Genomic DNA, 22,582 nt, shown 5'->3' with positions numbered 1-22,582 from the left:
CGAGAAGGAAGAGCGTCGCCCTCTTCCTTCTCTTTTTGACGTCTCCTCGCTGGGTTGCGGTTCGTCGTCACAGCCGGTTCTTGTACAGCTTTCCCGCTTTCATGATGAGCAATAGCTGTTCGTCGGGACGGGTCAGCACGGTGATGTCGTCGAGCGGGTTGTCCTCCAGGACGATGAGATCGCCGCGTGCGCCGGGGATGACTTCGCCGAAGTCGCCGCCATGGCCGTAGGCGTCGGCGGCGTTGCAGGTGGCGGCGCGAAGCAGGTCGTCGGCCGGGATGACATCCTTGCGCAGGTGGAACTCGTTGAGCTGATGGCGCTGCATGCGTCCCAGCAGGTCGGTACCGAAGAGCATCTTGACGCCATGGCGCTGGGCCATTTCGAGGGCCTTGCCTCCGGCGTCGAGCACGTCGAAGACCTTGCGTTGCAGGTGCTCGGCCATGCCGGCTTCCACGCCTTCCTTGGCGAGGGCGTCGTAGGTGGCGAGCGTCGGCGTCAGGTAGGCATCGTGCTCGAGGAACAGCCGGCAGCTCTCTTCGTCCATCAGGTTGCCGTGCTCGATGGTCTTGACGCCACGTGGGATCAGTCGATTGATGGCGCGTGCCGTGTAGGCGTGGGCCATGGTGTGGATGTTGGCGGCGGTGGCCTCTTCGACGATGGCATCGATCTCTTCCAGGGAGAACTGAGTGCTATCGATGCGATCGGTCGGCGAGGAGACGCCGCCGGACGCCATGATCTTGATCTGGGTCGCGCCCTTGCGAATCTCGTCACGGGCAGCGCGACGCACCTCGCTGACCCCGTCGCAGACGCGACCCAGGCCCGCACAGCAGAAGCAGCCTTCGAAGGTCTGCTGCCCCGGGCCGCGCATGTCGGCGTGGCCTCCGGTCTGCGACAGGGCATTGCCGGCGAACAGGATGCGCGGCCCGACCAGACTCTCCTCGTCGACCGCCTTGGCCAGGCCGTAGTCGGCGCCACCGGCGTCGCGAACGGTGGTGAAGCCGCGCATCAGCATGGCCTCGAGAAGTTCGCTGGATTTGGCGCCGACGTAGAACGGCGAAAGCGTCTCGAGCAGCGCGAAGTTGGGGGTGATCGCGGTGACGTGAACGTGGGAGTCGACCATGCCGGGCATCAGATAGCGGCCCCGGAGGTCGATCACCTGGTCGTCGCTGCCCGACAGCGGTGTCTCGCTGACGTCGACGATGCGGCCATCCTGGATTCTGACGTGGCGGTCGGGGAGCACCTTGCCATGGCGAGTGTCGATGACGTGGGCATTGATCAGGCGTGTCGTGGTCATGAATTTTCCTCTTGGTGATTGTCCTAGAACATCTTTTGCGGCAGGTAGAGCGAGAGAGCCGGGATCAGCACGATCAGCAGCAGGGCGAGGATGTCCATTACCAGGAACCAGCTCACGCCCTTGAAGACTTCGGGCAGGGTGACGCTCTTGCCCAGCGCTCCCTTGATCACATAGACGTTGAGTCCGATGGGCGGCGTGATCAGGCCGACCTCGAGCAGCTTCACGACGATGATGCCGAACCACACCAGGTTGAGGTCGGCACCCTGAACCAGCGGCAGTATCAGCGGCAGGGTCAGCAACAGCAGGCCGATGGAGTCGATGAACATTCCCAACACCAGGTAGATCAGCGTCACGGCGAGCAGAATCCACCAGGTTTCGGTACTCACGCCGAGGATGATCTCGGAGAAGGCTGCCGGTACGCCGCTCATGGCCAGAAAGCGCGTGAAGAACAACGAACCGATCAAGATGATGAAGATGCTGGCGGTGCTCACGGCGGTGCGCAGCAGGGCTTCGCGGATGGCGTCACCGGTGAGGGAGCGGCGCGCCAGTGCGATCAGGGCGGCGATGGTGGTGCCGACGGCACCGGCTTCGGTGGGCGAGAAGACGCCGAGGAAGATGCCGCCGAGGACGGCTCCGATGAGCAACGGCAGTGGCCAGATGTGCTTCAGGGCTTGCCACTTCTCGTCCCAGCTCGAACGCACGTCGGCATTGCCGGCCAGGCTGGGGTCGAGCTTGGTGCGGACCATGATCATGGCGATGTACAGCAGCGCCGACAGCACGCCGGGAACGAAACCGGCCATGAACAGCTGTCCCACCGAGACTTGAGCGTAGACGCCGTAGAGCACCAGCAGCACGCTGGGCGGTATCAGCGAGCCAAGGGTGCCGGAAGCGGCGATGGTGCCGGTCGCCAGCCCTTTGTCGTAGTTGTGCTTGAGCATTTCGGGCACGGCGATGCGAGACATGGCCGCCGAGGTGGCCACGCTCGAACCGGAGGCGGCGGCAAAGAATGCCGACGCCATGACGCTCGACACGGCCAGCCCGCCCGGAAGTCTGGCCAGGTAGAGGCGCATGGCCTGAAACAGTCCCTGCGTCATGTGAGTGGTGGTGCACAAATAGCCCATGAACAAGAACATCGGGGCGGCGGTCAGCTCCCAGGTGCCGGCGAAATCGAACGGGGTGGCCGAGATCATGCCCCAGGCCACGCGCATGCTGGTCATTTCGCTGATGCCGATGATCGATACCAGACCCAGGGCGACGCCGATGGGCACGCGCAGGGCGATCAGGGCCAGGGCAATGGCAATGCCTGCCATGCCGATCTCGAGGTGACTCATGTCGGGACTCCTACAGCGCTTGGCGGAGACGCAGCGCCTTGATCATGTTGGCGAGGATGGCCAGGCACATGGCGGCAAAACCGACCGGCAACGCCCAGCGGCTGGGCCACAGGTAGAAGCGGAAGTTGGCCATGGCGGTTTCCAGCCGAGCGGTGGCGTTCAGCGCATCGAGGAAGCTCTGGTAGCCGAGCATGCCGAAGTAGAGCAGCCCCAGAAGCCCGGCGAAGAGGTAAAGCGCCAGCTGCACCGAGGCGGGAAAACGCCCGACCAGCACGTCGACGCTGATGTGTTCCTGCTGAAGCTCGACATAGGCCAGAGGCAGGAAAACCACGGCGACCATGTAATAGAAGGAAACGACCTCGAGGGTGCCGGGAAAGGATCTGCCGAAGGCGTAGCGTAGCGCCACGTCCAGCGAGACATGCAGTGCCATGAGCACCAGGAACAGGGCAGAGAGCGCCAGGGCCCCCTTGGCCGTCCAGCCACTCAGTCTCTCGATCGTTGTGGGATACATGCGGGGTCTCTCGTGTCTTGGTCCGAAGCGGAGAAGCCCAGTTCGAGCAGGGTCCGCTTCCAGAACAGCAGCATGTCGCGGTAGAGCTCGGGGTCGTCGCGCCAGATGCTCTGAGCGCCCATGCCGCGCATCATGCACAGGGTGGCGTTGAGAGCGACCCGCTTCTGGTGGGACGTATGCTCGGCGCCGATCAGCAACTGCTCCCAGATGCGTTCCAGCGAGGCATTGAACTTGGCCGCCAGCGGAACCAGCACCTCCATGATGGCGGGGTCGGTGCGCGCGGTGGTCAGATACTCCAGGGTGACCATGTACAAGTCGCCCTTGAAGTGTTCGTGCAGTGCCATCAGCAGGGTATCGAAGTCGAGTTCGCCTGCCTGGACGCGTGTCGCCATGTCGCGGACGCTGTCGACCTCGCGGTTGAGGAGATCTTCCAGGGCCGCCTGCATCAGCGATTCCTTGGAGGGAAACTGATGAACGAGCGCACCACGCGAGACGCCGGCCTGGCGGGCGACGTCCACGGTCGAGGTGGCGCGGATGCCTTTCTGGAGGATGCACTCGATGGTCGCCTGCATGACCCGCCGTCGGGTCTGGCGTGAGCGTTCTTCTTGCGTCTGGCGCTTTGCCATGATGAGCTCTCCGGGCAGCGGCCGCCTCCGGGAGGCGGCCAGGATGTCGCCGATATCAGTAGATACCGTAGTCTGCCGGCAGCTTATCGAAGATCTCGCGCATCGCCAGTTCGGCCAGGGCTTCCTCGTCCTGCCGGTCGACGTCGGCGAGCAGCTCTTCCCACTTGGCATGGGTGGCCAGGAAATCGTCGATCAACGCTTCCGGGTCCTCGACGCCGTACTCGTCACGCGCGGTGTCATAGACGCTCTCCAGCGCCTTCTCGCGGAAGGCCTCCACCGAGCCCATCAGGTCGTCGGCGGGCTCGTAGACGTTGTTGCCCTTGGCCTTGGCTTCTTCCAGCGCGGCTTCCGCGGTGCCCAGGTACTGGACGATCATGCGCGTCATGGCCTTGGCGGTGGCTTCCTTGAAGACATCGCGATGGGCATCGCTCAGGCCGGCCCAGAAGTCGGCATTGAAGCCCCACTGCGGACCCGACCAGTACATGCCGGTGGGCAGCAGGGTGGTGTGCTCGGCGACTTCCCACAGCGAGCGGTCGATGAGGTCGTTGGCGGCATTGGAGGCGCAGTCCAGGGAGCCACGGTCCAGGCCGCTGTACATCTCGCTGGAAGGCACGTTGACCGGAGTGCCGCCGGCCTCTTCGACCCACCGGGAAACGGTCGAACCGGCGGTGCGGATCCGCTTGCCTTGCAGTTCGTCGAGATTGCGCACCGGCTCGCGACAGAACAGTACGTAGGGAGGCGTGTTATAGGCGCCGAGGTAGACGATGTCCAGCTCCTCCCATTCGGCGAGCTGGGTCGGGTTGTTGAGACTGAAGTCGGTGACGGCGAGGATGCCGATCAAGGGGTCATCGAAGTTGAAACCCAGTTCCTGCACGGCGTTGGCCACCGGCATTTCGGACGGCGTGTAGACGGCAGCGTGATGAGCGACCTGGGCGATATTGTCCTGGATGCCCTGCAGGCTGGCACGAGGGGCCAGCAGCACGGTGCCGGTATAGACTTCGGGCTGCAGTTCGCCGCCGGAGAGCGATTCGACGGTCTCGGCCCATTCGATGTAGCCATAGCGGGAGTGAGGATGCTGCTGGTCGTAGAACGAGTTGGCAATGAACGAGGTCGAGGCCTGTGCCGAAGCGGTGAGGGCCGGCAGGGCGAGCGCCGCGACGGCCAGTGCCAGCGGATTGCGGGTAAGCGTCATGTTGTTCTCCAGTCCGTGATGATCGGCAGCTTGTTTCTGTTGTGTGGTGTCATCTGGATGGCGCGTTGCGGGATGGCGAACGCACGGGTTTCAATCTAGACTCCGTTCAATAAAAAAACAAACAGATCTGTTTGTTTTTTCGTGACTGTCCTGGCGTTGGGTGCTCAACAACATGATGTCAAAGGAAAAAACCATTCGGCTGGATGCCAAGGGGACCTGGCGAGGGATTCGCATGATGCTGCCGCTGGCCGCCTTCACGGTGGCGTTCGGTCTGGCGTTCGGGGTGGCGGCCGTCCATCGGGGGTTGGCCGACTGGGAGGCGATGCTGATGAGCCTGTTCGTGTTCGCGGCTCCGTCGCAGTTCGCGGCGCTGGAGCTCTGGCATCCGCCCTTGCCGCTGCTGGCCTTGGCCGCGGTCACTCTGGCCATTCATACCCGTCACATGCTCATGAGTGCCGCGCTCTATCCTTGGCTCGAGCCGCTGCCGCGACGCCAACAGCTCGCCATGGTGATCCTGCTGACCGACTCCAACTGGGCCATGGCGCTGGGCGAGTATCACCGTGGCGAACGCAATCTCGGCATCCTGCTGGGCGGCGGCATTGCGCTCTGGAGTGCCTGGGTGGTGGGCACGGGGGTAGGGTTGGTGTTCGGGGGCGGGATCACCGAGCCGGAGCGCTTCGGCCTCGACGTCATCATGCTCTGCTTCCTGCTGATGATCGTGGTCGGCGGCAGGCCGCGCGCCTTGATGGCGTTGCCGTGGCTGGCCGCAGCGATCAGCGCCTTGATGGCTTACTGGTGGTTGCCTCCCTATCTGCACGTGATGGTGGGGGCGATGACGGGGGGAGCCGTGGCCGTGATGTTGCCGGGGCGCTGGTTTGGCGCGACGGCGTCATGAGCGCGTCGGTCGCCTGGCAGTCGTTGGCGGGGATTGGCCTCATGGTGGTCATCGCCTATGGGTCGCGGGTACTGGGCCTGCTGGTCATGTCGTACGTGCCGCTGGGTGCCAGGGTGCGTCGTTTCATCGATGCCATGTCGAGTTCGGTCTTGATCGCCGTGATCACGCCGATGGTCGTGCATGGCGATGGCGGTACCAAGCTGGCGGCGTTGGCCGCCGGCGGTGTGGCCATCGCCTGGCGCAATCCGTTGCTGGCCATTGCATTGGGCATGGCCAGTGCGGCCGTTTGGCGATGGTGGTGGAGCTAAAGAGGGGTCTTGCTCGCCTCGCCGGGAATCTCCCTGACCAGCTTCGGAACCAGGAAGCCCGGCAGCCCCTCCCTGAGGCCCGCGACCAGTTCGCGAGCCTCACGGTCGGATACGTCGAAATGCGCGGCGCCGGCCACCGGGTCGAGCACGTGCAGGTAGTAGGGTAGAACGCCGGCTTCGAAGAGGCGTTCGGAAAGTTCGGCCAGGGCGGCGATGTCATCGTTGACGCCGCGCAGCAGTACGCTCTGGTTGAGCAGGGTCGCTCCGGCCCGCTTCAGTCGCTCGCAGGCGTCGATCACGGCGGCGTCGATCTCGTTGGCATGGTTGACGTGCAGTACCACTACCTTCTGCAGGCGAGTGGCAGCGAGCCAGTCGATCAGGGCGGGATCGATGCGATCGGGGATCACCACCGGCAGGCGCGTGTGGATTCGCAGGCGCTTGAGGTGGGGGATGGCACCGAGCCGCTCCACGAGCCAGGCGAGCTGGCGGTCGCTGGCGGCCAGAGGGTCGCCGCCGGAGAGGATCGCCTCGTGGATCGAGGCGTCGTCGCGCAAGTGGTCCAGCGTGCGTTCCCACTGTGCTCTCGACGGGGAATTCTCTGCGTAGGGGAAGTGGCGGCGGAAGCAGTAGCGGCAGTTCACCGCGCATGCGGGGCTGGCAATGAGCAGCGCGCGGCCGGCGTACTTGTGGATCAGCCCGCGGGCCGGCGTGTGTGCGGCCTCTTCTAGAGGGTCGGCCACGTAACCCGGCATGGGGCGCGCCTCTTCGCTCAGGGGGAGCACCTGGCGCAGCAGTGGGTCGTGAGGGTCGCCGGGGCGCATGCGGGCCAGAAAGGCTTCCGGCACGCGGACTTCGAAGAGTCGGTGGCCCGCTTCGGCGCCGGGCAGCCATGCCGGATCGAGCTTCAGCCGTTTACACAGCGCCTGGGGGTCGCGAAGCGCCCGGGCGAGCTGGCTTTGCCAGTCGGGCGTCACGGCCAGCGGGATGGCCTCCCGCTGGCGTGCTCGCTGCAAATCGGCAGGGCTTCGGGTTATCATGCAGTCCACCAGTCAATGTTGGCGAGATTGCTCTCGCCGAATGTCACCTCATGCGCGCCCCCGATGCCTATCGGGGGCGCGCTCGAACATGGAGCGATCATGGCGACGTATTCTACCAACGAATTCAAGGGTGGTCTGAAGGTGATGCTGGACGGCGATCCCTGCACCATTCTCGAGAACGAGTTCGTCAAACCGGGCAAGGGACAGGCCTTCAACCGCGTCAAGCTGCGCAACCTGATGACCGGACGGGTCTGGGAGCGTACTTTCAAATCCGGTGAATCCCTGGAGGCTGCCGACGTTCTGGAACTGGAGATGGAGTTTCTCTACAGCGACGGCGAGATGTGGTACTTCATGATGACGGACGGCTCCTTCGAGCAGTACCCGGTGGAGAAGAAGGCGCTGGGCGATACCGAGAAGTGGCTCAAGGAGCAGGTGGCCTACACCGTGACCCTGTGGAACGACAACGTCATCAATGTCACGCCGCCCAACTTCATCGAGCTGGAGGTCACCGAGACCGATCCGGGCGTCAAGGGCGATACCGCCCAGGGTGGCTCCAAGCCGGCGACGCTTTCCTCCGGCGCCGTGGTGCGCGTGCCGCTGTTCATCAACGAGGGCGAAGTGTTGAAGATCGATACGCGGTCCGGTGAGTACGTCTCCCGCGCGTGAGGTGCGGCCCTTCCTGCGCTCGCTCATACGTCGTTGAATCCCGAGACGGCTTGCTCATTTAGCGCTGCTAAACTCCGCTGCCTTACTCGGGATTCGCCTAGCCTGAGCATCGCTCGGAGAGGGCGCTAGGACGTTTTGTGCTGTTAGCGGCGTAGCGTACAGGGATGTATTCACAGCGCCCTCTCGTAGACCTGTCGCCGGCAAGCCGCGGTTTCATGCTGCCCAACGTAGGCCACGCTTAAGTGCGTGGCCTACGTCTTTGCTGGAGGAATTCTCGATGCCTACCGACTGGCGCCCCACCGCATCCATCGAGACCCTGCGCGCACGGGCGCGGTTGCTGGCCGAGGTGCGCGCCTTTTTTGCCGAGCGCGACGTGCTGGAGGTGGAGACGCCGGTGCTGGGCCATGGTGGCAGCACCGACCTCCACCTGGCGTCGCTCTCCTGCCAGGCGACCACGCCGGCTGGGCGAGAGCGCCTATGGCTGCAGACCTCGCCGGAATTCCACATGAAGCGCCTGCTCGCTGCGGGCAGCGGGCCCATCTTCCAACTGGCGAAAAGCTTTCGCGACGGCGAGACGGGGCGTCGCCACAACCTCGAATTCACCATGCTGGAGTGGTATCGCCCCGGCTTCGCGCTCGAGGCGCTGATCGAGGAGGCGGCGGCGCTGATACATGCCGTCCTGGGCTGTCATCCGGGGCCGTTGCGGCCTCGCCGCTATCGCGAGCTGTTCCGGGAGTCGCTGGGCCTCGACCCCTTCGTCGCCGAACTGGCCGAGTTGCGACGACTGGCCGGCGAGCGCGGCGGGCTGGACATGGACGATGCGACCCGCGACGACTGCCTCGACCTGCTGATGAGCCTGGTCATCGAGCCGGCGCTGGGCCGCGGTGGCCTCGACGTGGTGGTGGACTACCCGGCCAGCCAGGCGGCCTTGGCGCGGCGCCATCGCGACCCCGAGGACGGTGCCTGGGTGGCCTCGCGCTTCGAGCTCTACTACCAAGGGCTGGAACTCGCCAACGGTTATGACGAACTCACCGACGCCGCCGAACAAGCCGAGCGCTTCGCCGCCGACAATGCCGTGCGCCGCTCGGCAGGTCTGACCGAAGTGGACGTCGACGAGCGCCTGCTCGCGGCGCTCGAGGCTGGCATGCCGGCGGGCAGCGGCGTGGCGCTGGGCCTCGACAGGCTGATCCAGCTGGCGCTGGGCAAGGCGAGCGTGGCGGAGGTGATGGCCTTCGCCACGCCGCACTGCTAGCGATGCATCCCGAGCGGTATGCCGTCCTCACCGCTCGGGGCCTGTCCCCGGCGTCCCTGGCGAAGCGTTGCCAAGTGCCCCAGCGTCTGTCCCATGCTGACCATGCCGCCGAGTGGCATATCGGCGAAATCCACCGGCTCGGCGAACCCCATGACCACCGTGGAGCCGAGCTTGAAGCGGCCCATCTCCGCCCCCCTTTCCAGGTGGATCGGCCGGTCGAAACGCGTGCGCTGGACCTGACCCGACAGCGGCGTGACCTGGCCGGCCCACACCGTCTCGATGGCGGCGACGATCATGGCACCCACCAGCACCATGACCATGGGGCCCTGCTCGGTGTCGAAGTGGCACACCAGGCGCTCGTTGCGGGCGAACAGGTTGGGGACGTGAGCCGTGGTGGCGGCATTGACCGAGAAGAGCCGTCCCGGCACGTAGACCATTTCGGTGAGGGTGCCGGCGAGCGGCATGTGCACCCGGTGGTAGTCGCGGGGCGACAGATAAACGGTGGCGAAGCTGCCGCCGAGGTAGCGGCGTGCCGCCACGGTGTCGCCGCCGAGCAGATCGGCCATGGCGTAGCGGTGCCCCTTGGCCTGGAGCAGCAGCCCCGCCTCGATGGCGCCGAACTGCGAGAGGGTCCCGTCGGCGGGACACAGCACGCCGTCGCCCAGGGGCCGGGCATCGGCCTTCAGGGCGCGGGTGAAGAAGGCGTTGAAGGTGGGGTAGGCGCTGGGGTCGGGCTCCTGGGCCTGACTCATGTCCACCTCGAATCGCTTGATGAAGGCGTGAATCAAGGCATTCTTGAGCCACGGCAGGCGGCATTCGGCCAGCCGCCCCACCAGCCGCGACAGCAGGTGGTGGGGCAGGGGATACTGGATCAGGGAGAAGAGGCGTGATGGCGACAAGGGGATACTCTGGCTACGGGCTACGGGCTACGGGCTACGGGCTACGGGCTACGGGCTACGGGCTGCGGGCTACGGGCTACGGGCTACGGGCTGCGGGCTAGGTCGCTATCTTACTACCAATGGCTCGATGCTCGTAGCCCGCAGCTCGGAGCAGCGCGAAGCGCTCAGCGCTCCACGGGGGTATCGTCGCGGTTGCCCCATTCCTGCCAGGAGCCGCCGTAGCCGCGCATCCGGGTGAAGCCCAGGGCACGCCCCACCAGCCAGGTGAAGCCGCTACGGTGGTGGCTCTGGCAGTGAGTGACGATCTCCATGTCGGGCGTGAGACCCAGCGCCTCGAGTTCGGTGATCAGCTCGGCGTAGTCGCGCAGGCGCAGGCTACGCTCGCGGTCCATGGCCCGGGTCCACTCGAAGTTCACGGCGCCAGGGATGTGGCCAAGACGACGGTTGTTGCCGCGCTGGCCGTCGTACTCCTCGCGCGAGCGGGCGTCCCAGATGGCGAGCCCCGGCTCGCCCAGGCGCTCTTGCAGTTCCACTCGATCGATGCGCACCTCGGGGTGCAGGATCTCCGCCCGGTAGTCGCTGGGGGTGGGAGTGCGGCTTTCACGGGACACCGGCTGGCCGCTCTCCCGCCAGGCGTGAATGCCGCCGTTGAGGTAGGAGTAGCGGGTATGGCCGATCAGTTCCAGGGTCCATAGCAGGCGCCCGGCCCAACCGCCACCCTCGTCGTCATAGGCCACCACGTGGGTGTCGCGGGTCAGCCCCAGCTCACTGAACAGGCGGGACAGCGCGTCGGCGGAGGGAGCGTCGGTGGGCGTTTCGCCCTCGCCGCGCAGCAGCCGACGGTGGTCGAGGAAGACGGCGCCCGGCACGTGTCCGTCGGCGTGGCTCTCTGGGCGCAACGGCACGTCGATCACCAGCAGGCTGGGTTCGTTCAGCACCTCGGCGAGCTGCCCCGGCTCGACGATCAGCGGCAACAGATTGTCTTCGGAACTCATGGCGATCTCCTGATCTGGGTCCTGTTCAGGCTAGCCCGAAGCCAGGCCTTCGACGATGCGACGATAGCTGGCAAAGCGTTCGGGGTGAATCTCGCCGCTTTCCACGGCCTCGTGCAGGGCGCAGCCGGGCTCCTGACGGTGGCGACAGTCGCGAAAGCGGCAGCGTCCCAGGAACTGGCGGAACTCGATGAAGCCCTCGGCAATCTGGCGTTCGTCCAAATGGCCCAGGCCGAATTCACGGATGCCGGGAGAGTCTATCAGTTCGCCGCGGCTGGCGTTGTCGCCGGCGGTGCCGTGTTGAAAAGCGTACAGCCGTGCCGTGGTGGTCGTGTGCGTGCCCTTGCGCGTATCTTTCGAAAGGGCTCCGATGCGCAAGGTCTCATCCGGCAACAAGCGGTCGATGAGCGAAGACTTGCCCACGCCGCTCTGGCCGACGAACACCGAGGTGCGACCGGCGAGCTGGGCGTGCAGGGCATCGAGCCCCGTGTCGCGAGCGGTGGTCGTGGTCACCACCGGGTAACCGAGTGCCGAGTAGCGATCGAGCAGCTCGCGAAGCACGCCGCCCTCCTCGGGCAGCAGGTCGATCTTGTTGAGCACCAGCACCGGGGCGATGCCGGTGGCTTCGGCCGCCACCAGGTAGCGGTCGATCAGGTTGGCGTGGGGGGCGGGCTCCACGGCGAAGACGATCAGGATCTGGTCGATGTTGGCGGCCACCGGCTTGAGCTGGCCGTAGGCGTCGGGGCGCTCGAGGACGTTGTCGCGTTCGCCGCGCGCCACTACCACGCCATCGACGATCCGGCCCTCGGCATTGCAGGCGGCGCGCCACACGACGCGATCGCCGGTGACCAAAGCGTCGAGGTTGGCGCGTTGGTGACAGCGTATCGGCGTGTCGCTCTCGTCGGCGCTCACCTCGATGGTGCGGCCGAAGTGGGCGATCACCCGGCCCGGTTGCTCGCTGCCCAGCTCGCCGGCTTGCAGGGCGCCCTCATCACGGGCACTGCGCTTGGCGACCCGCGCGGCGCGCTCGGCCTGGATCTTGTCGATGCGCCAGCGCTGCTGGCGGCTAAGCTTGCGTTTGCTCATGGGCCCCTGAAGCTCGGTACAATGGGCGTATTGTACTCACCCACGGCGTCCGCTGTCGCCAGCCAGGCGATGCGACGCCCTGCAAGGAAGTGGCCATGGCCAAAACGAGCAACGAGCCGGATCCCCGCAAGCAGCGCCTGGTGTGGATCGATCTGGAAATGACCGGCCTCGATCCCGAGCGCGAGCGTATCATCGAGGTGGCGACGCTGATCACCGACAACGACCTCAACCTGGTGGCCGAGGGACCGATCATCGCCGTTCATCAGCCCGACACGCTGCTCGAGGCGATGGACGAGTGGTGTACCAAGACCCACGGCGCGTCGGGACTGACCGAGCGCGTGCGGCAGAGCCACGTGACCGCCGCCGAGGCCGAGCGCGAGACGTTGGCCTTTCTACGCCAGTACGTCGACCCTGGCACCTCGCCCATGTGCGGCAACAGCGTGCATCAGGACCGTCGCTTTCTGGAGCGCGAGATGCCCGAACTGCTGGCCTTCTTCCACTACCGCAACCTCGATGTCTCGACCCTCAAGGAGCTGGCCAAGCGCTGGAATCCCGGCGCCCAGGCGGGCTTCGAGAAGCGCAACGTGCACTTGGCCATGGACGACATCAAGGAGTCCATCGCCGAGCTGGCGCACTACCGCCGGACGTTTCTGCGCCTGGAGGAGGACGACAGCGACGAGGAGGAATGAGCCCGGCTTCGCCGGGAGCCATGAGCTGTAAGCTGTAAGAAAAACTTTTTTACCCGTAGGTGGAGGGCCATTTCCTGGCTCACGGCTCACGGCTCACGGCTCACGGCTTACGGCTATCAGTTGTTGGCGCTTCTCCCGCTGGCGGGCGAGCGCCCAGCGCACGTGCTCGCGCACCAGGTCCGAGGGGTAGGCGAGGCGCGCGCGCAGGGCGGCTTCGACGGCCTCGCTCCAGGGCGCGTTGCCGAGCCCCACGGCCAGGTTGCGCAACCAGCGTGCGTAGCCGATGCGCCGTATCGGGCTGCCGGCGGTCTTGTCCAGGAACTCCTCCTCGCCCCAGGCGAACAGCGACAGCAGGCTCGCCCGGTCGAGGTCGTGGCGTGGGGCGAAGTCCGGTTCTCGCGAGGCGCGGGTGAAACGGGTGAAGGGGCATACCAGCTGGCAGTCGTCGCAGCCGAACACGCGGTTGCCCATCGCCTCGCGGTAACGCTCGGGAATGGCGCCGTGCAGTTCGATGGTGAGGTACGAGATGCAGGCCCGGGCGTCGACGACCCGGTCTTCGACGATGGCACCGGTGGGGCAGGCCGTGCGACAGGCGCTGCAGCTGCCACAGTGGTCGCCTTCGAAGGGCGGGTCCACGGGCAGCGGCAGGTCGACGTACAGCTCGCCGAGGAAGAACAGGGAGCCGGCTCGCGGATTGAGCAGCATGGCGTTCTTGCCCACCCAGCCGAGCCCGGCCTTGCGCCCCAGGGCGCGCTCCATCACCGGGGCGGAGTCGACGAAGGCGCGATGGCCGAAGGGACCCGCTTCGTTCTCGATCCACCGTGCCAGCGTTGCCAGCCGTTTGCGCATCAGCTTGTGGTAATCGCGCCCCACGGCATAGCGTGATACGTAGGCCGTCTGCGGCTGGCCCAGTACCTTGGCGCTCTCCACCTCGGCGGGCAGATAGTCCAGGCGCACGCTGATCACGCGCAGGGTGCCCGGCACCAGCTCCGCGGGGCGAGTGCGCTTGGTGCCGTGCTTGGCCATGAAGCCCATCTCGCCCTGGTAACCGGCGTCGAGCCAGCGCGCCAGGCGGCGCTCGTCCTCGGCCAGGTCGATGTCGGTGATCCCCACCTGCTGGAAGCCGAGCTCGCGCCCCCATTGCTTGATGGTATCGGCCAGGCCGGACAGGTCGGTGTCGGTAGCGCAGGTCACGCAGCTCATGATCGGGCAAATATCGCGCAAGAGAAGCTGGGGATTGGCGAATCCGCCAATATGCGGACACACTTCACAAAAGTAACGAACCGCTGTTTGATAATGGCCATGCAGCGGTGGCCACCATGATACGGCATTGCTGAAAGGGGAGACACCGGATGACCGAACCGCATCGTGCCGCGAGCTTGCCCTCCCTGCGCCCCCTGTACCGCGCCGAGCAGGTGCGCGAGCTCGACCGTCGCACCATCGCCGGCGGCATCGACGGCTTCGCGCTGATGCAGCGGGCCGCCTCGGCTGCCTGGCAGAGTCTCCTGACCCGCTGGCCGGACGTGCGTCGTCTGACGGTGCTGTGCGGCGGCGGCAACAATGGTGGCGACGGTCACGTGCTGGCGGCGCTTGCCGCCGCGGCCGGGCTCCATGTGCAGCGCATCGCGCTCAAGATGCCCGAGGCGCTCGACGGCGATGCCGCTCGCGCCGCCGAGATGGCCGACGCAGCCGGCGTGGGCCTCGAGCCTTGGCAGCCCGGCCTGGCATTCACCGGCGAGGTGATCGTCGATGCGCTGCTCGGCACCGGCCTCGGCGGCGAGGTGCGCGGTGCCATGCGTGAGGCCATCGCGGCCATCAACGCCAGCGACCGGCCGGTGCTGGCCATCGACATTCCTTCGGGGGTGGCTGCCGACAGCGGTGCCGAGCTGGGCGTTGCCGTGCGCGCCGAGCGCACCGTGACCTTCATCGGCGACAAGTTGGGCCTGCACACCGGGCGGGCGCCATCGCTCACCGGCACGGTGGACTTCCAGCCTCTGGGCGTCGATGCATCGTCCCAGCGGGATCTGTTGCCGGCCGCCCGATTGCTCGATGCCGAGCTGATTCCGGCGCTGCTGCCGCGGCGTGCCCGCGATGCCCACAAGGGCGACATGGGCCATGTCCTGGTGCTGGGCGGAGCCCCCGGCTTCGGCGGGGCGGCACTGCTGGCCAGCGAAACCGCCGCACGCCTCGGTGCCGGCAAGGTGAGCCTGGCCACGGCGCCGGAGCATGTCACGGCGAGCCTGGTGCGCCGTCCCGAGGTGATGGTCCACGCCATGCGTGGTGCCACCGACCTGGGTGCGTTGCCCGAAGCGGCGGACGTGCTGGTGGTGGGGCCGGGGCTGGGGCAGGGAGCCTGGGGGCAGGGCATGCTGCAGGCCGCGCTGGCGGCCGAACGCCCCCTGGTAGTGGACGCCGACGGCCTCAACCTCCTGGCCGCGCAGTGGGCGAACGAACGGCACGATGATTGGGTACTCACCCCGCACCCCGGTGAGGCGGCTCGTCTGCTGGGCGTGAGTCCCGCGGAGGTGGAGGCCGACCGCCCCGCGGCAGCCACCGAACTGCAGCGGCGGCGGGGTGGCGTGGTCGTGCTCAAGGGAGCCGGCAGCCTGGTGGTCAGTGACGAGGGGCTCGTCGTGTGCCCCTACGGCAATCCCGGCATGGCCTCCGGCGGCATGGGCGATGCGCTTTCGGGCATGCTCGGCGCCCTGATCGCTCAGGGGTTGACGCCGGCCCTCGCTGCCTGGGTCGGGGTCGTGGTGCATGCGCTAGCGGCCGACCAGGCCGCTGGTGAGCGGGGCGAGCGTGGCCTGCTGGCAGGCGATCTGGCATCCTATGCGCGACAACTGGTCAATCCCGATATTCCTTCCCGGGCATGGTGCAGGACAGGTAGCGATGATGCGTGTGCGACTCGATGACGAAGAGCGCCAGGTCGCCTTTGGCGAATGCCTGGGGCGCGCCCTGGCCGGCCGTGGACGGGTGCATCTGGCCGGTGAGCTGGGGGCTGGCAAGACCACTCTGGCACGCGGCGTGCTGCGTGCCTACGGCCATACCGGAGCGGTGAAGAGCCCGACCTATACGCTGGTCGAGCCCTATGAACTGCATGGGCAGCGACTGTTCCATTTCGATCTCTACCGACTCGGCGATCCGGAAGAACTGGAGTTCATCGGCGGGCGCGACCTGTTCGGCGAGGAGGCGTTGATCCTCGTGGAATGGCCGAGTCGCGGTGCCGGCTGGTTGCCGGAGCCGGATCTGGAAATCACCCTGCAAGTGGCCGTGCCGGGGCGTGAAGCGCGCTTGGTCGCCCATACCGCACTGGGTCGCGAGGCTCTGGCGCGCCTTGCCGAAGTGCCTTCGCTGGACGTTATCGATCTCGCTGAGGAGCGTGACGCGACATGAGCGGACTGGGGCGTCTATGTCGCTGGTGTGCCCTTCCGAAGCGCTGGCGCAGTGTCTGGCTGGCGTCGTGGCTGGCGCTGTTCGCGCTGCCGGCCGGTGCCGCCGAAGTGAACAACGTGCGCCTGTGGGCGGCACCCGATCATGCGCGACTGGTCTTCGACCTTTCGTCCGCGGCGGATGCCGAGGTCTTCATGCTCGACGATCCGTCACGTTTGGTGATCGACCTGGAACGGAGCGGCCTCAATACCGATCTGGCGCGCCTCGATCTCGATGGCAGCGCCATCAGCGAGGTGCGCAGCGGTATCCGTGACGGAACCGGTCTGCGCGTGGTGCTGGAGCTCAGCCGCGACATCGAACCGCGACATTTCTCGCTGCCGCCCAACGATCAGTATGGACACCGGCTGGTGGTGGACATGGAATACCCGGGCGAGAGTGCGGTCGAGAATCCCATCGATCCCATCGAAGCGATGATCCGCGAGCAGGAGATCGCCGCCGAACGCGCGCATCGTGAAGGCAGGACCACGGCGGACGCGGCCGAGGAGGTCGTGACGCAGCCGGCCAAGCCGCATCCCAAGCGCGACATCATCATTGCCATCGATGCCGGCCACGGTGGAGAGGATCCCGGTGCCATCGGTCCCAGCGGAACGCGCGAGAAGGACGTGGTGCTCGAGATCGCGCGCCGCCTGCAGCGGCAAGTCGACGCGGCGCAGGGCTTCCGCGCGGTGATGATCCGCGATGGCGATTACTACATCGGGCTGCGTCAGCGGACTCGCATTGCCCGCGAGCAGAAGGCGGACTTCTTCGTGTCGATCCATGCCGACGCCTTCAACAGCCCCAGGCCCAACGGCAGTTCCGTCTATGCACTCTCTCAGCGTGGCGCCACCTCGGAGACCGCCCAGTGGTTGGCCGAGAGCGAGAATCAGTCCGACCTGATCGGTGGCGTGGATGGCAATCTGTCGCTCAAGGACAAGGACGAAGTGCTGCGCGGGGTGCTGCTCGATCTGACAATGACCGCAACGCTCAACGATTCGCTGTCGATAGGCGGCCAGGTGCTGGATCGGCTCGGGCGCGTCAACCGCTTGCACAAGCCGCGGGTGGAACAGGCCGGCTTCATGGTGCTCAAGTCGCCGGACATTCCTTCGCTGCTGGTCGAGACGGGGTTCATCTCCAACCCCGACGAGGAGCGCCGCCTGCTCGATGGCGCTTACCAGCAACAGCTCGCCGAAGCCCTGTTCAGCGGGCTGCGCGATCATTTCCAGCGCAATCCGCCGCCGGCCAGTCTGCTGGCCTGGCAGCGCGACAACCAGCGCAGCACCGGCGGCGACGAGTACCGCATCCAACCGGGTGATACGCTGTCCGAAATCGCGGCCCGACACCAGGTCCCCGTCGCCCAGCTCAAGCAGGCCAACGAGCTCAACGGCGACGTGATTCGCGTCGGCCAGGTGCTGCGGATACCCCGTTCATAAGCTGTAAGCTGGAAGAGCGGCGCTTTGCGCCTGGAAGCTTGAAGTCCCCGGCTTCGCCGGGAGCGGGAAGATCGTCCGCTGCGCGGACTGTAAGCTGGAAGAAGACTCTTGATTCAGACGCCGGTGGCGACATGATACCTTCCAGCTTCCAGCTTCCAGCTTCCAGCTTCCAGCTTTCGTGGAGTGATATGTCAGAACAGCGTCGTATCCGGGTTCTGGACCCGCGACTCGCCAACCAGATCGCCGCCGGCGAGGTGGTGGAGCGCCCCGCCTCGGTGGTCAAGGAACTCGTCGAGAACGCCATCGATGCCGGCAGCCGGCGTATCGAGGTCGAGCTCGAGGCGGGGGGTGCCCGGCTGATTCGCGTGCGCGACGACGGTGGCGGCATCGAAGAGGCGGATCTGCCGCTGGCGCTGTCGCGGCATGCCACCAGCAAGATCGTTTCCCTCGAAGAGCTCGAGGGCGTGGCCAGTCTCGGATTCCGCGGCGAAGCGCTGGCTTCGATCAGTTCGGTGTCGCGCCTGGAGCTGGCTTCCAACGTCGACGACGATCCCACCGCCGGTTGGCGGGTGGTCGCCGAAGGGCGCCAGATGGAGCCTCGGGTGTCACCGGTGCCGCACCCTCGCGGTACCTCGGTGACGGTGCGCGATCTGTTCTTCAATACGCCGGCGCGGCGCAAGTTCCTGCGTACGGAGAAGACCGAGTATGGCCATGTGGAAGAAGCCTTTCGGCGCCTGGCGCTGTCGCGCTTCGACATGGCCTGGACGCTGCGCCACAACCACAAGACCGTGCACCAGCTACCGGCCGCCGACGATCCGGCGGGCCACGAACGACGCGTGGCCGCTCTGCTGGGCAAGACGTTCCTGGACAATGCCCTGCACCTCGATCTGTCGGCCGGCCACCTGCGTCTGTCGGGCTGGGTGGGGCTGCCGACCCACTCGCGTGCCCAGGCCGACCAGCAGTATTTCTTCGTCAACGGTCGCGTGGTGCGCGACCGGCTGGTGGCGCATGCCATTCGCCAGGCGTATCGCGACGTGCTGTTCCATGGCCGGCATCCCGTGTTCGTGCTCTATCTCCAGCTCGATCCGGCAGTGGTGGACGTCAACGTTCATCCCACCAAGCACGAGGTGCGTTTCCGCGACGGCCGGTTGGTGCATGACTTTCTCTTCTCCAGCCTGCATCGGGCGCTGGCCGAGGCTCGCCCCGGCGAAGGCGCTGGCGTCGAAACGCCCCAGCCGGCCGTCGAAGACGAGCGACAGGTGCGCGAGGCGGCCGGACGCTGGCAGCAGCAGCCGATGGCGTTGCACGAAGGTGCGGAGCGCGCGAGTCCGGATCGCGTTCGCGCTTTCGTGGAGGGCTACCGTGCCCTGCATCCCCAGCACGAAGAGACGCTGCTGACGCCTCAGCCGGCCTCGCCCGGCGCTGGCGGTGCCGCGGCCGACGTGGCCACGGCCGAACGTCGGGGCGCACCGGCATCCGCGGCACCCCGGCTCGCCCCGGAAGATGCCACGCGCGCGCCGCCGCTGGGTTATGCCGTGGCCCAGCTTCACGGTATCTACATTCTCGCCCAGAGCGAGCGGGGCCTGGTGGTGGTCGACATGCACGCCGCCCACGAGCGGATCGTCTACGAACGCATGAAGACGCAGGTGCACCAGGGAACCCTGGAGGCGCAGCCGCTGCTGGTGCCGGTCTCGCTGGCGGCGAGTGCCGCGGAGGTGGCCACTGCCGAAGCCGAACGGGAGGCCTTCGCGCGCTTTGGCGTGGAACTCGACGCGGCCGGGCCGGAGACGCTGCTGGTGCGCCAGGTGCCGGCGTTGCTCGGCAATGCCGACGTGGAGGCGCTGGTTCGCGACATGCTCCGCGACCTGGAGCGCTATGGCCGATCCGACCGCGTCGAGGCCCATCTCAATGAGCTGCTCGCTACCATGGCGTGCCATGGCAGCGTGCGTGCCAATCGCCAGCTGACCCTGGCCGAGATGAATGCGCTGTTGCGCGACATGGAGCGCACCGAGCGTAGCGGGCAGTGCAACCACGGCCGTCCCACCTGGACCGAGATGAGCCTGAAGGAGCTGGACCGCCTGTTCCTGCGCGGCCAGTGAACTTCGATGTAATGAACCGTGCCGTTTTACGAGAGGCGCCGGGGACAGGTCGCAGAGGAGGTCCGATTCCAGGGATGGAATCGGTAGCGTCCCGGGAAGGATTCACAGCGCCTCCCCGTAGACCTGTCGCCGGATCAGCCTCTTCAGGAGCCCGCATGCTCGACGAACGTCCCCTCGCCATCCTCCTGATGGGCCCTACCGCCGCCGGCAAGACCGACCTGGCCATCGAGCTCCACGAGCGGCTGGGCGTCGAGCTGATCAGCATGGACTCCGCCATGGTCTATCGCGGCATGGACATCGGTAGCGCCAAGCCTTCGCCGCAGGAACTCGAGCGGGCGCCACACCGTCTGATCGACATCCGCGATCCGGCCGAGCCATACTCGGCGGCGGAATTTCGCGCCGATGCCCGGCGCGAGATGACCGCGATCACCGCGGCTGGACGCATCCCGCTGCTGGTGGGCGGTACCATGATGTATGCCCAACGGCTGCTGGAGGGCGTGGCCAATCTGCCGCCCTCCGATCCGGCAGTACGAGCCGAGCTGGAAGCGATGGCCGACCGCCACGGGCTCGACTCTCTGCATGTCGAGTTGGCTCGCGTCGACCCCCCCTCGGCGGCGCGCATTCACCGCAACGATCCGCAGCGGTTGATGCGCGCGCTGGAGGTCTACCGCATCAGCGGCCGTACTCTCACCGAACTTTGGCGCGAGCAGCGTCCTGAAACCTTTCCCTGGCGAACGCTGTCGATAGGGGTCGGCCCCGTAGATCGCCGGGTTCTGCATGCGCGTATCGCTGAACGCTTCGATGCCATGCTGGCTGCCGGTCTGATCGATGAAGTCGCAGCGCTCAAGGAACGACGCGATCTGCATGCCGGGCTGCCATCGATGAAGTGTGTGGGGTATCGTCAAGTCTGGGAGTATCTGGAGGGCGAGGGCGATCTCGCGGGCCTGCGTCACCGCAGCGTGGTGGCGACGCGGCAGTTGGCCAAGCGGCAGTTGACCTGGCTGCGGCGCTGGCCGGGGCTGGAGTGGATCGATTCCGATGCCGACGATGCGCGCCAGGCGGTTCTGAAACTCGTGCGCGAATCGGTCGGTTAGCGTAAGATGAGCGCTTCGAGTGGCCGGGTGACCCGCCCCAACAGCACAACTTCCACCCCTCAAAGAAAACCATTAGGGAGAGGCAAAATGTCCAAAGGGCAGTCCCTTCAAGACCCATACCTGAACATTCTGCGCAAGGAGCGCATTCCGGTATCGATTTTTCTGGTCAACGGCATCAAGCTGCAGGGGCAGATCGAATCCTTCGACCAGTTCGTGATCCTGCTGCGCAACACCGTCAGCCAGATGGTTTACAAGCATGCCATTTCCACGGTGGTTCCGTCGCGCAACGTGCGTCTGCCGCCCCAGGATCCCGCTGCCCAGCCGGAAAACAACGAGTGAGGTCAGTGATTGTTTTTTGAGCGCCCCGACGCCGGCGAGACGGCGGTACTCCTGCATGTGGACTTTCAGGACGAACGGGAGCGTGAGGACCCGGGCGAATTCCTGGAGCTGGTGCGCTCCGCGGGAGCCGAGCCGGCCACGCTGCTGACCGGTAGCCGACAGCGCCCAGACCCGCGCACTTTCGTGGGCACTGGCAAGGTCGAGGAACTGCGTGACGCGCTGGCCGTGCACGGGGCCGAACTGGTGATCTTCAATCATGCGCTGAGCCCGTCGCAGGAGCGCAATCTCGAACGTTCGCTCGCTTGTCGCGTACTCGATCGCACGGGGTTGATCCTCGACATCTTCGCTCAACGGGCACGCACCCATGAGGGCAAGCTGCAGGTCGAACTGGCCCAGTTGGAGTACATGTCCACGCGCCTGGTGCGCGGCTGGACTCACTTGGAGCGTCAGAAGGGCGGCATCGGCCTGCGCGGGCCGGGCGAGACCCAGCTCGAAACCGACCGCCGGCTGTTGCGTTCGCGCATCAAGGCGATCCACAAGCGTCTCGACAAGGTGCGCAGCCAGCGCAGCGAGAATCGGCGAGCGCGTTCGCGAGCCGAGATTCCCAGCGTCTCGCTGGTGGGCTATACCAATGCCGGCAAGTCAACGCTCTTCAACGCGCTGACCGAGTCGAAGGTCTATGCGGCGGATCAGCTGTTCGCTACCCTCGACCCGACCTTGCGCCGCCTGGAGATCGACGACGTGGGGCCGGTGGTGCTGGCCGATACCGTAGGCTTCATCCGCCACCTGCCGCACAAGCTGGTCGAGGCATTCCAGGCCACGTTGCAGGAAGCTGCGGAGGCGGCATTGCTGGTGCACGTGATCGACGCCGCCGATCCGGATCGCGAGCTCAACGTCACGCAGGTGGAGGGAGTGCTCGATGAGATCGGCGCCCTCGAGGTGCCGATGCTCAAGGTGATGAACAAGATCGATCTGCTCGACAGCGCTCCGCGCATCGAGCGTGACGGTCAGGGGCGGCCCGAGGTGGTGTGGCTCTCGGCCCAGCAGGGGCGCGGTATCGACCTGCTTTACCAGGCGCTTTCGGAGTGCCTGGCCGACGACGTGATCGACTTTTCGCTCACGCTCGCTCCCGAACAGGGCCGCCTGCGGGCGGGATTGCACGAGCTCGGGGCGGTGCGCGAGGAGCGTTTCGACGACGCCGGGCGTACGCGCTTGGTGATTCGCCTGCCGCGCCGCGACTTCCTGCAGCTGATGGCTCGGCTCGGCGAGCGCGCCGAGGATTATCTGCCGAGCGAACTGCAGGAGCGTCCGGTGTGGGAGCCGTGAGCTTGCCGGGCGATACGCACATGACAGAACAGGGCCATGGCGCTTGAGGCGCCGACAGGATGGCAACCGACGCCGCGCCGACCG

General features: G+C 66.3%; 22 protein-coding genes. 12 read left to right on the top strand and 10 right to left on the bottom strand.

Annotation, left to right across the window (positions count from 1 at the left end; all coding sequences use genetic code 11):
* Positions 1 to 67: 67 nt before the first annotated feature.
* From BLP96_RS15245 to BLP96_RS15225, 5 genes are read right to left on the bottom strand one after another with little or no spacing between them, the layout of a single operon-like run.
* The gene (locus BLP96_RS15245) at positions 68 to 1,294 is read right to left on the bottom strand and encodes a metal-dependent hydrolase family protein (RefSeq protein ID WP_089687824.1); all 1,227 of its coding nucleotides are present in this window, start codon (positions 1,292 to 1,294) and stop codon (positions 68 to 70) included.
* Between the two features lie 23 nt (positions 1,295 to 1,317).
* A complete protein-coding gene (locus BLP96_RS15240; protein ID WP_089687821.1) occupies positions 1,318 to 2,625 on the bottom strand; it encodes a TRAP transporter large permease in 1,308 nt (435 codons plus the stop codon).
* A gap of 10 nt (positions 2,626 to 2,635) precedes the next feature.
* Positions 2,636 to 3,136, bottom strand: a complete 501-nt coding sequence (locus BLP96_RS15235) for a TRAP transporter small permease subunit (protein WP_089687818.1) — start codon at positions 3,134 to 3,136, stop codon at positions 2,636 to 2,638.
* A complete protein-coding gene (locus BLP96_RS15230) occupies positions 3,109 to 3,762 on the bottom strand; it encodes a TetR/AcrR family transcriptional regulator (RefSeq protein WP_089687815.1) in 654 nt (217 codons plus the stop codon). The genes BLP96_RS15235 and BLP96_RS15230 overlap by 28 nt, the downstream gene beginning before the upstream one ends.
* A 55-nt stretch (positions 3,763 to 3,817) precedes the next feature.
* Complete coding sequence (locus tag BLP96_RS15225; RefSeq protein ID WP_089687812.1) at positions 3,818 to 4,954, bottom strand: C4-dicarboxylate TRAP transporter substrate-binding protein; 1,137 nt, start codon at positions 4,952 to 4,954, stop codon at positions 3,818 to 3,820.
* A gap of 172 nt (positions 4,955 to 5,126) precedes the next feature.
* Between BLP96_RS15225 and BLP96_RS15220 the strand changes: the two genes are divergently transcribed.
* Positions 5,127 to 5,849, top strand: a complete 723-nt coding sequence (locus BLP96_RS15220) for an AzlC family ABC transporter permease (RefSeq protein ID WP_245682280.1) — start codon at positions 5,127 to 5,129, stop codon at positions 5,847 to 5,849.
* Positions 5,846 to 6,157 (top strand): AzlD family protein, encoded by a 312-nt coding sequence (locus BLP96_RS15215; RefSeq protein WP_089687806.1) that lies wholly within the window; start codon positions 5,846 to 5,848, stop codon positions 6,155 to 6,157. The genes BLP96_RS15220 and BLP96_RS15215 overlap by 4 nt, the downstream gene beginning before the upstream one ends.
* Here the strand turns inward: BLP96_RS15215 and epmB are convergent.
* Positions 6,154 to 7,194, bottom strand: a complete 1,041-nt coding sequence (gene epmB / locus BLP96_RS15210) for an EF-P beta-lysylation protein EpmB (RefSeq protein ID WP_089687803.1) — start codon at positions 7,192 to 7,194, stop codon at positions 6,154 to 6,156. The genes BLP96_RS15215 and epmB overlap by 4 nt on opposite strands.
* Before the next feature lie 99 nt (positions 7,195 to 7,293).
* Here epmB and efp point away from each other — a divergent pair, with 99 nt between their 5' ends.
* Positions 7,294 to 7,860 (top strand): elongation factor P, encoded by a 567-nt coding sequence (gene efp / locus BLP96_RS15205; protein WP_089687800.1) that lies wholly within the window; start codon positions 7,294 to 7,296, stop codon positions 7,858 to 7,860.
* Between the two features lie 277 nt (positions 7,861 to 8,137).
* The gene (gene epmA / locus BLP96_RS15200; protein ID WP_089687797.1) at positions 8,138 to 9,112 is read left to right on the top strand and encodes an EF-P lysine aminoacylase EpmA; all 975 of its coding nucleotides are present in this window, start codon (positions 8,138 to 8,140) and stop codon (positions 9,110 to 9,112) included.
* Here epmA and asd read toward each other — a convergent pair.
* The 3 genes from asd to rsgA form a co-directional block, all read right to left on the bottom strand.
* Positions 9,109 to 10,011: an archaetidylserine decarboxylase gene (asd, locus tag BLP96_RS15195; protein WP_422666825.1), complete on the bottom strand. Its 903-nt coding sequence runs from the start codon at positions 10,009 to 10,011 to the stop codon at positions 9,109 to 9,111. The genes epmA and asd overlap by 4 nt on opposite strands.
* Positions 10,012 to 10,175: 164 nt before the next feature.
* Positions 10,176 to 11,006 (bottom strand): sulfurtransferase, encoded by an 831-nt coding sequence (locus BLP96_RS15190; protein WP_089687790.1) that lies wholly within the window; start codon positions 11,004 to 11,006, stop codon positions 10,176 to 10,178.
* A gap of 30 nt (positions 11,007 to 11,036) precedes the next feature.
* Positions 11,037 to 12,089 carry a small ribosomal subunit biogenesis GTPase RsgA gene (rsgA, locus tag BLP96_RS15185; RefSeq protein ID WP_089687787.1) on the bottom strand — a complete coding sequence of 351 codons (1,053 nt, stop codon included), beginning with the start codon at positions 12,087 to 12,089 and terminating at the stop codon, positions 11,037 to 11,039.
* Positions 12,090 to 12,184: 95 nt separating this feature from the next.
* Here rsgA and orn point away from each other — a divergent pair, with 95 nt between their 5' ends.
* Positions 12,185 to 12,778, top strand: a complete 594-nt coding sequence (gene orn, locus BLP96_RS15180; protein ID WP_089687784.1) for an oligoribonuclease — start codon at positions 12,185 to 12,187, stop codon at positions 12,776 to 12,778.
* 93 nt (positions 12,779 to 12,871) lie between these two features.
* On the opposite strand, the gene queG is transcribed toward orn, so the two are convergent.
* On the bottom strand, positions 12,872 to 13,981 hold the full coding sequence (gene queG / locus BLP96_RS15175) for a tRNA epoxyqueuosine(34) reductase QueG (protein WP_089687781.1): 1,110 nt from the start codon (positions 13,979 to 13,981) through the stop codon (positions 12,872 to 12,874).
* Between the two features lie 149 nt (positions 13,982 to 14,130).
* Here queG and BLP96_RS15170 point away from each other — a divergent pair, with 149 nt between their 5' ends.
* The 7 genes from BLP96_RS15170 (at position 14,131) to hflX (ending at position 22,498) form a co-directional block, all read left to right on the top strand.
* A complete protein-coding gene (locus tag BLP96_RS15170) occupies positions 14,131 to 15,693 on the top strand; it encodes an NAD(P)H-hydrate dehydratase (protein ID WP_089687778.1) in 1,563 nt (520 codons plus the stop codon).
* Complete coding sequence (gene tsaE, locus BLP96_RS15165) at positions 15,674 to 16,174, top strand: tRNA (adenosine(37)-N6)-threonylcarbamoyltransferase complex ATPase subunit type 1 TsaE (protein WP_089688027.1); 501 nt, start codon at positions 15,674 to 15,676, stop codon at positions 16,172 to 16,174. Before BLP96_RS15170 ends, tsaE begins: the two co-directional genes overlap by 20 nt.
* Positions 16,171 to 17,640 carry an N-acetylmuramoyl-L-alanine amidase gene (locus tag BLP96_RS15160; RefSeq protein WP_089687775.1) on the top strand — a complete coding sequence of 490 codons (1,470 nt, stop codon included), beginning with the start codon at positions 16,171 to 16,173 and terminating at the stop codon, positions 17,638 to 17,640. The genes tsaE and BLP96_RS15160 overlap by 4 nt, the downstream gene beginning before the upstream one ends.
* A gap of 188 nt (positions 17,641 to 17,828) precedes the next feature.
* The gene (gene mutL / locus BLP96_RS15155; protein ID WP_089687773.1) at positions 17,829 to 19,739 is read left to right on the top strand and encodes a DNA mismatch repair endonuclease MutL; all 1,911 of its coding nucleotides are present in this window, start codon (positions 17,829 to 17,831) and stop codon (positions 19,737 to 19,739) included.
* Positions 19,740 to 19,894: 155 nt separating this feature from the next.
* Positions 19,895 to 20,833: a tRNA (adenosine(37)-N6)-dimethylallyltransferase MiaA gene (gene miaA / locus BLP96_RS15150; RefSeq protein ID WP_089687770.1), complete on the top strand. Its 939-nt coding sequence runs from the start codon at positions 19,895 to 19,897 to the stop codon at positions 20,831 to 20,833.
* An 87-nt stretch (positions 20,834 to 20,920) separates the two neighbouring features.
* Entirely contained in the window at positions 20,921 to 21,172 is a 252-nt protein-coding gene (gene hfq / locus BLP96_RS15145; protein WP_089687767.1) for an RNA chaperone Hfq, read from the top strand.
* A gap of 9 nt (positions 21,173 to 21,181) precedes the next feature.
* On the top strand, positions 21,182 to 22,498 hold the full coding sequence (gene hflX, locus BLP96_RS15140) for a ribosome rescue GTPase HflX (protein ID WP_089687765.1): 1,317 nt from the start codon (positions 21,182 to 21,184) through the stop codon (positions 22,496 to 22,498).
* Positions 22,499 to 22,582: the final 84 nt, after the last annotated feature.

The sequence above is a fragment of the Billgrantia gudaonensis genome (genome assembly GCF_900100195.1).
In the GTDB taxonomy this organism is placed as follows: Bacteria; Pseudomonadota; Gammaproteobacteria; order Pseudomonadales; family Halomonadaceae; genus Halomonas; species Halomonas gudaonensis.
The sequence above is the reverse complement of the archived record's forward strand: the minus strand, read 5'-3'. Positions and strand labels throughout refer to the sequence as shown.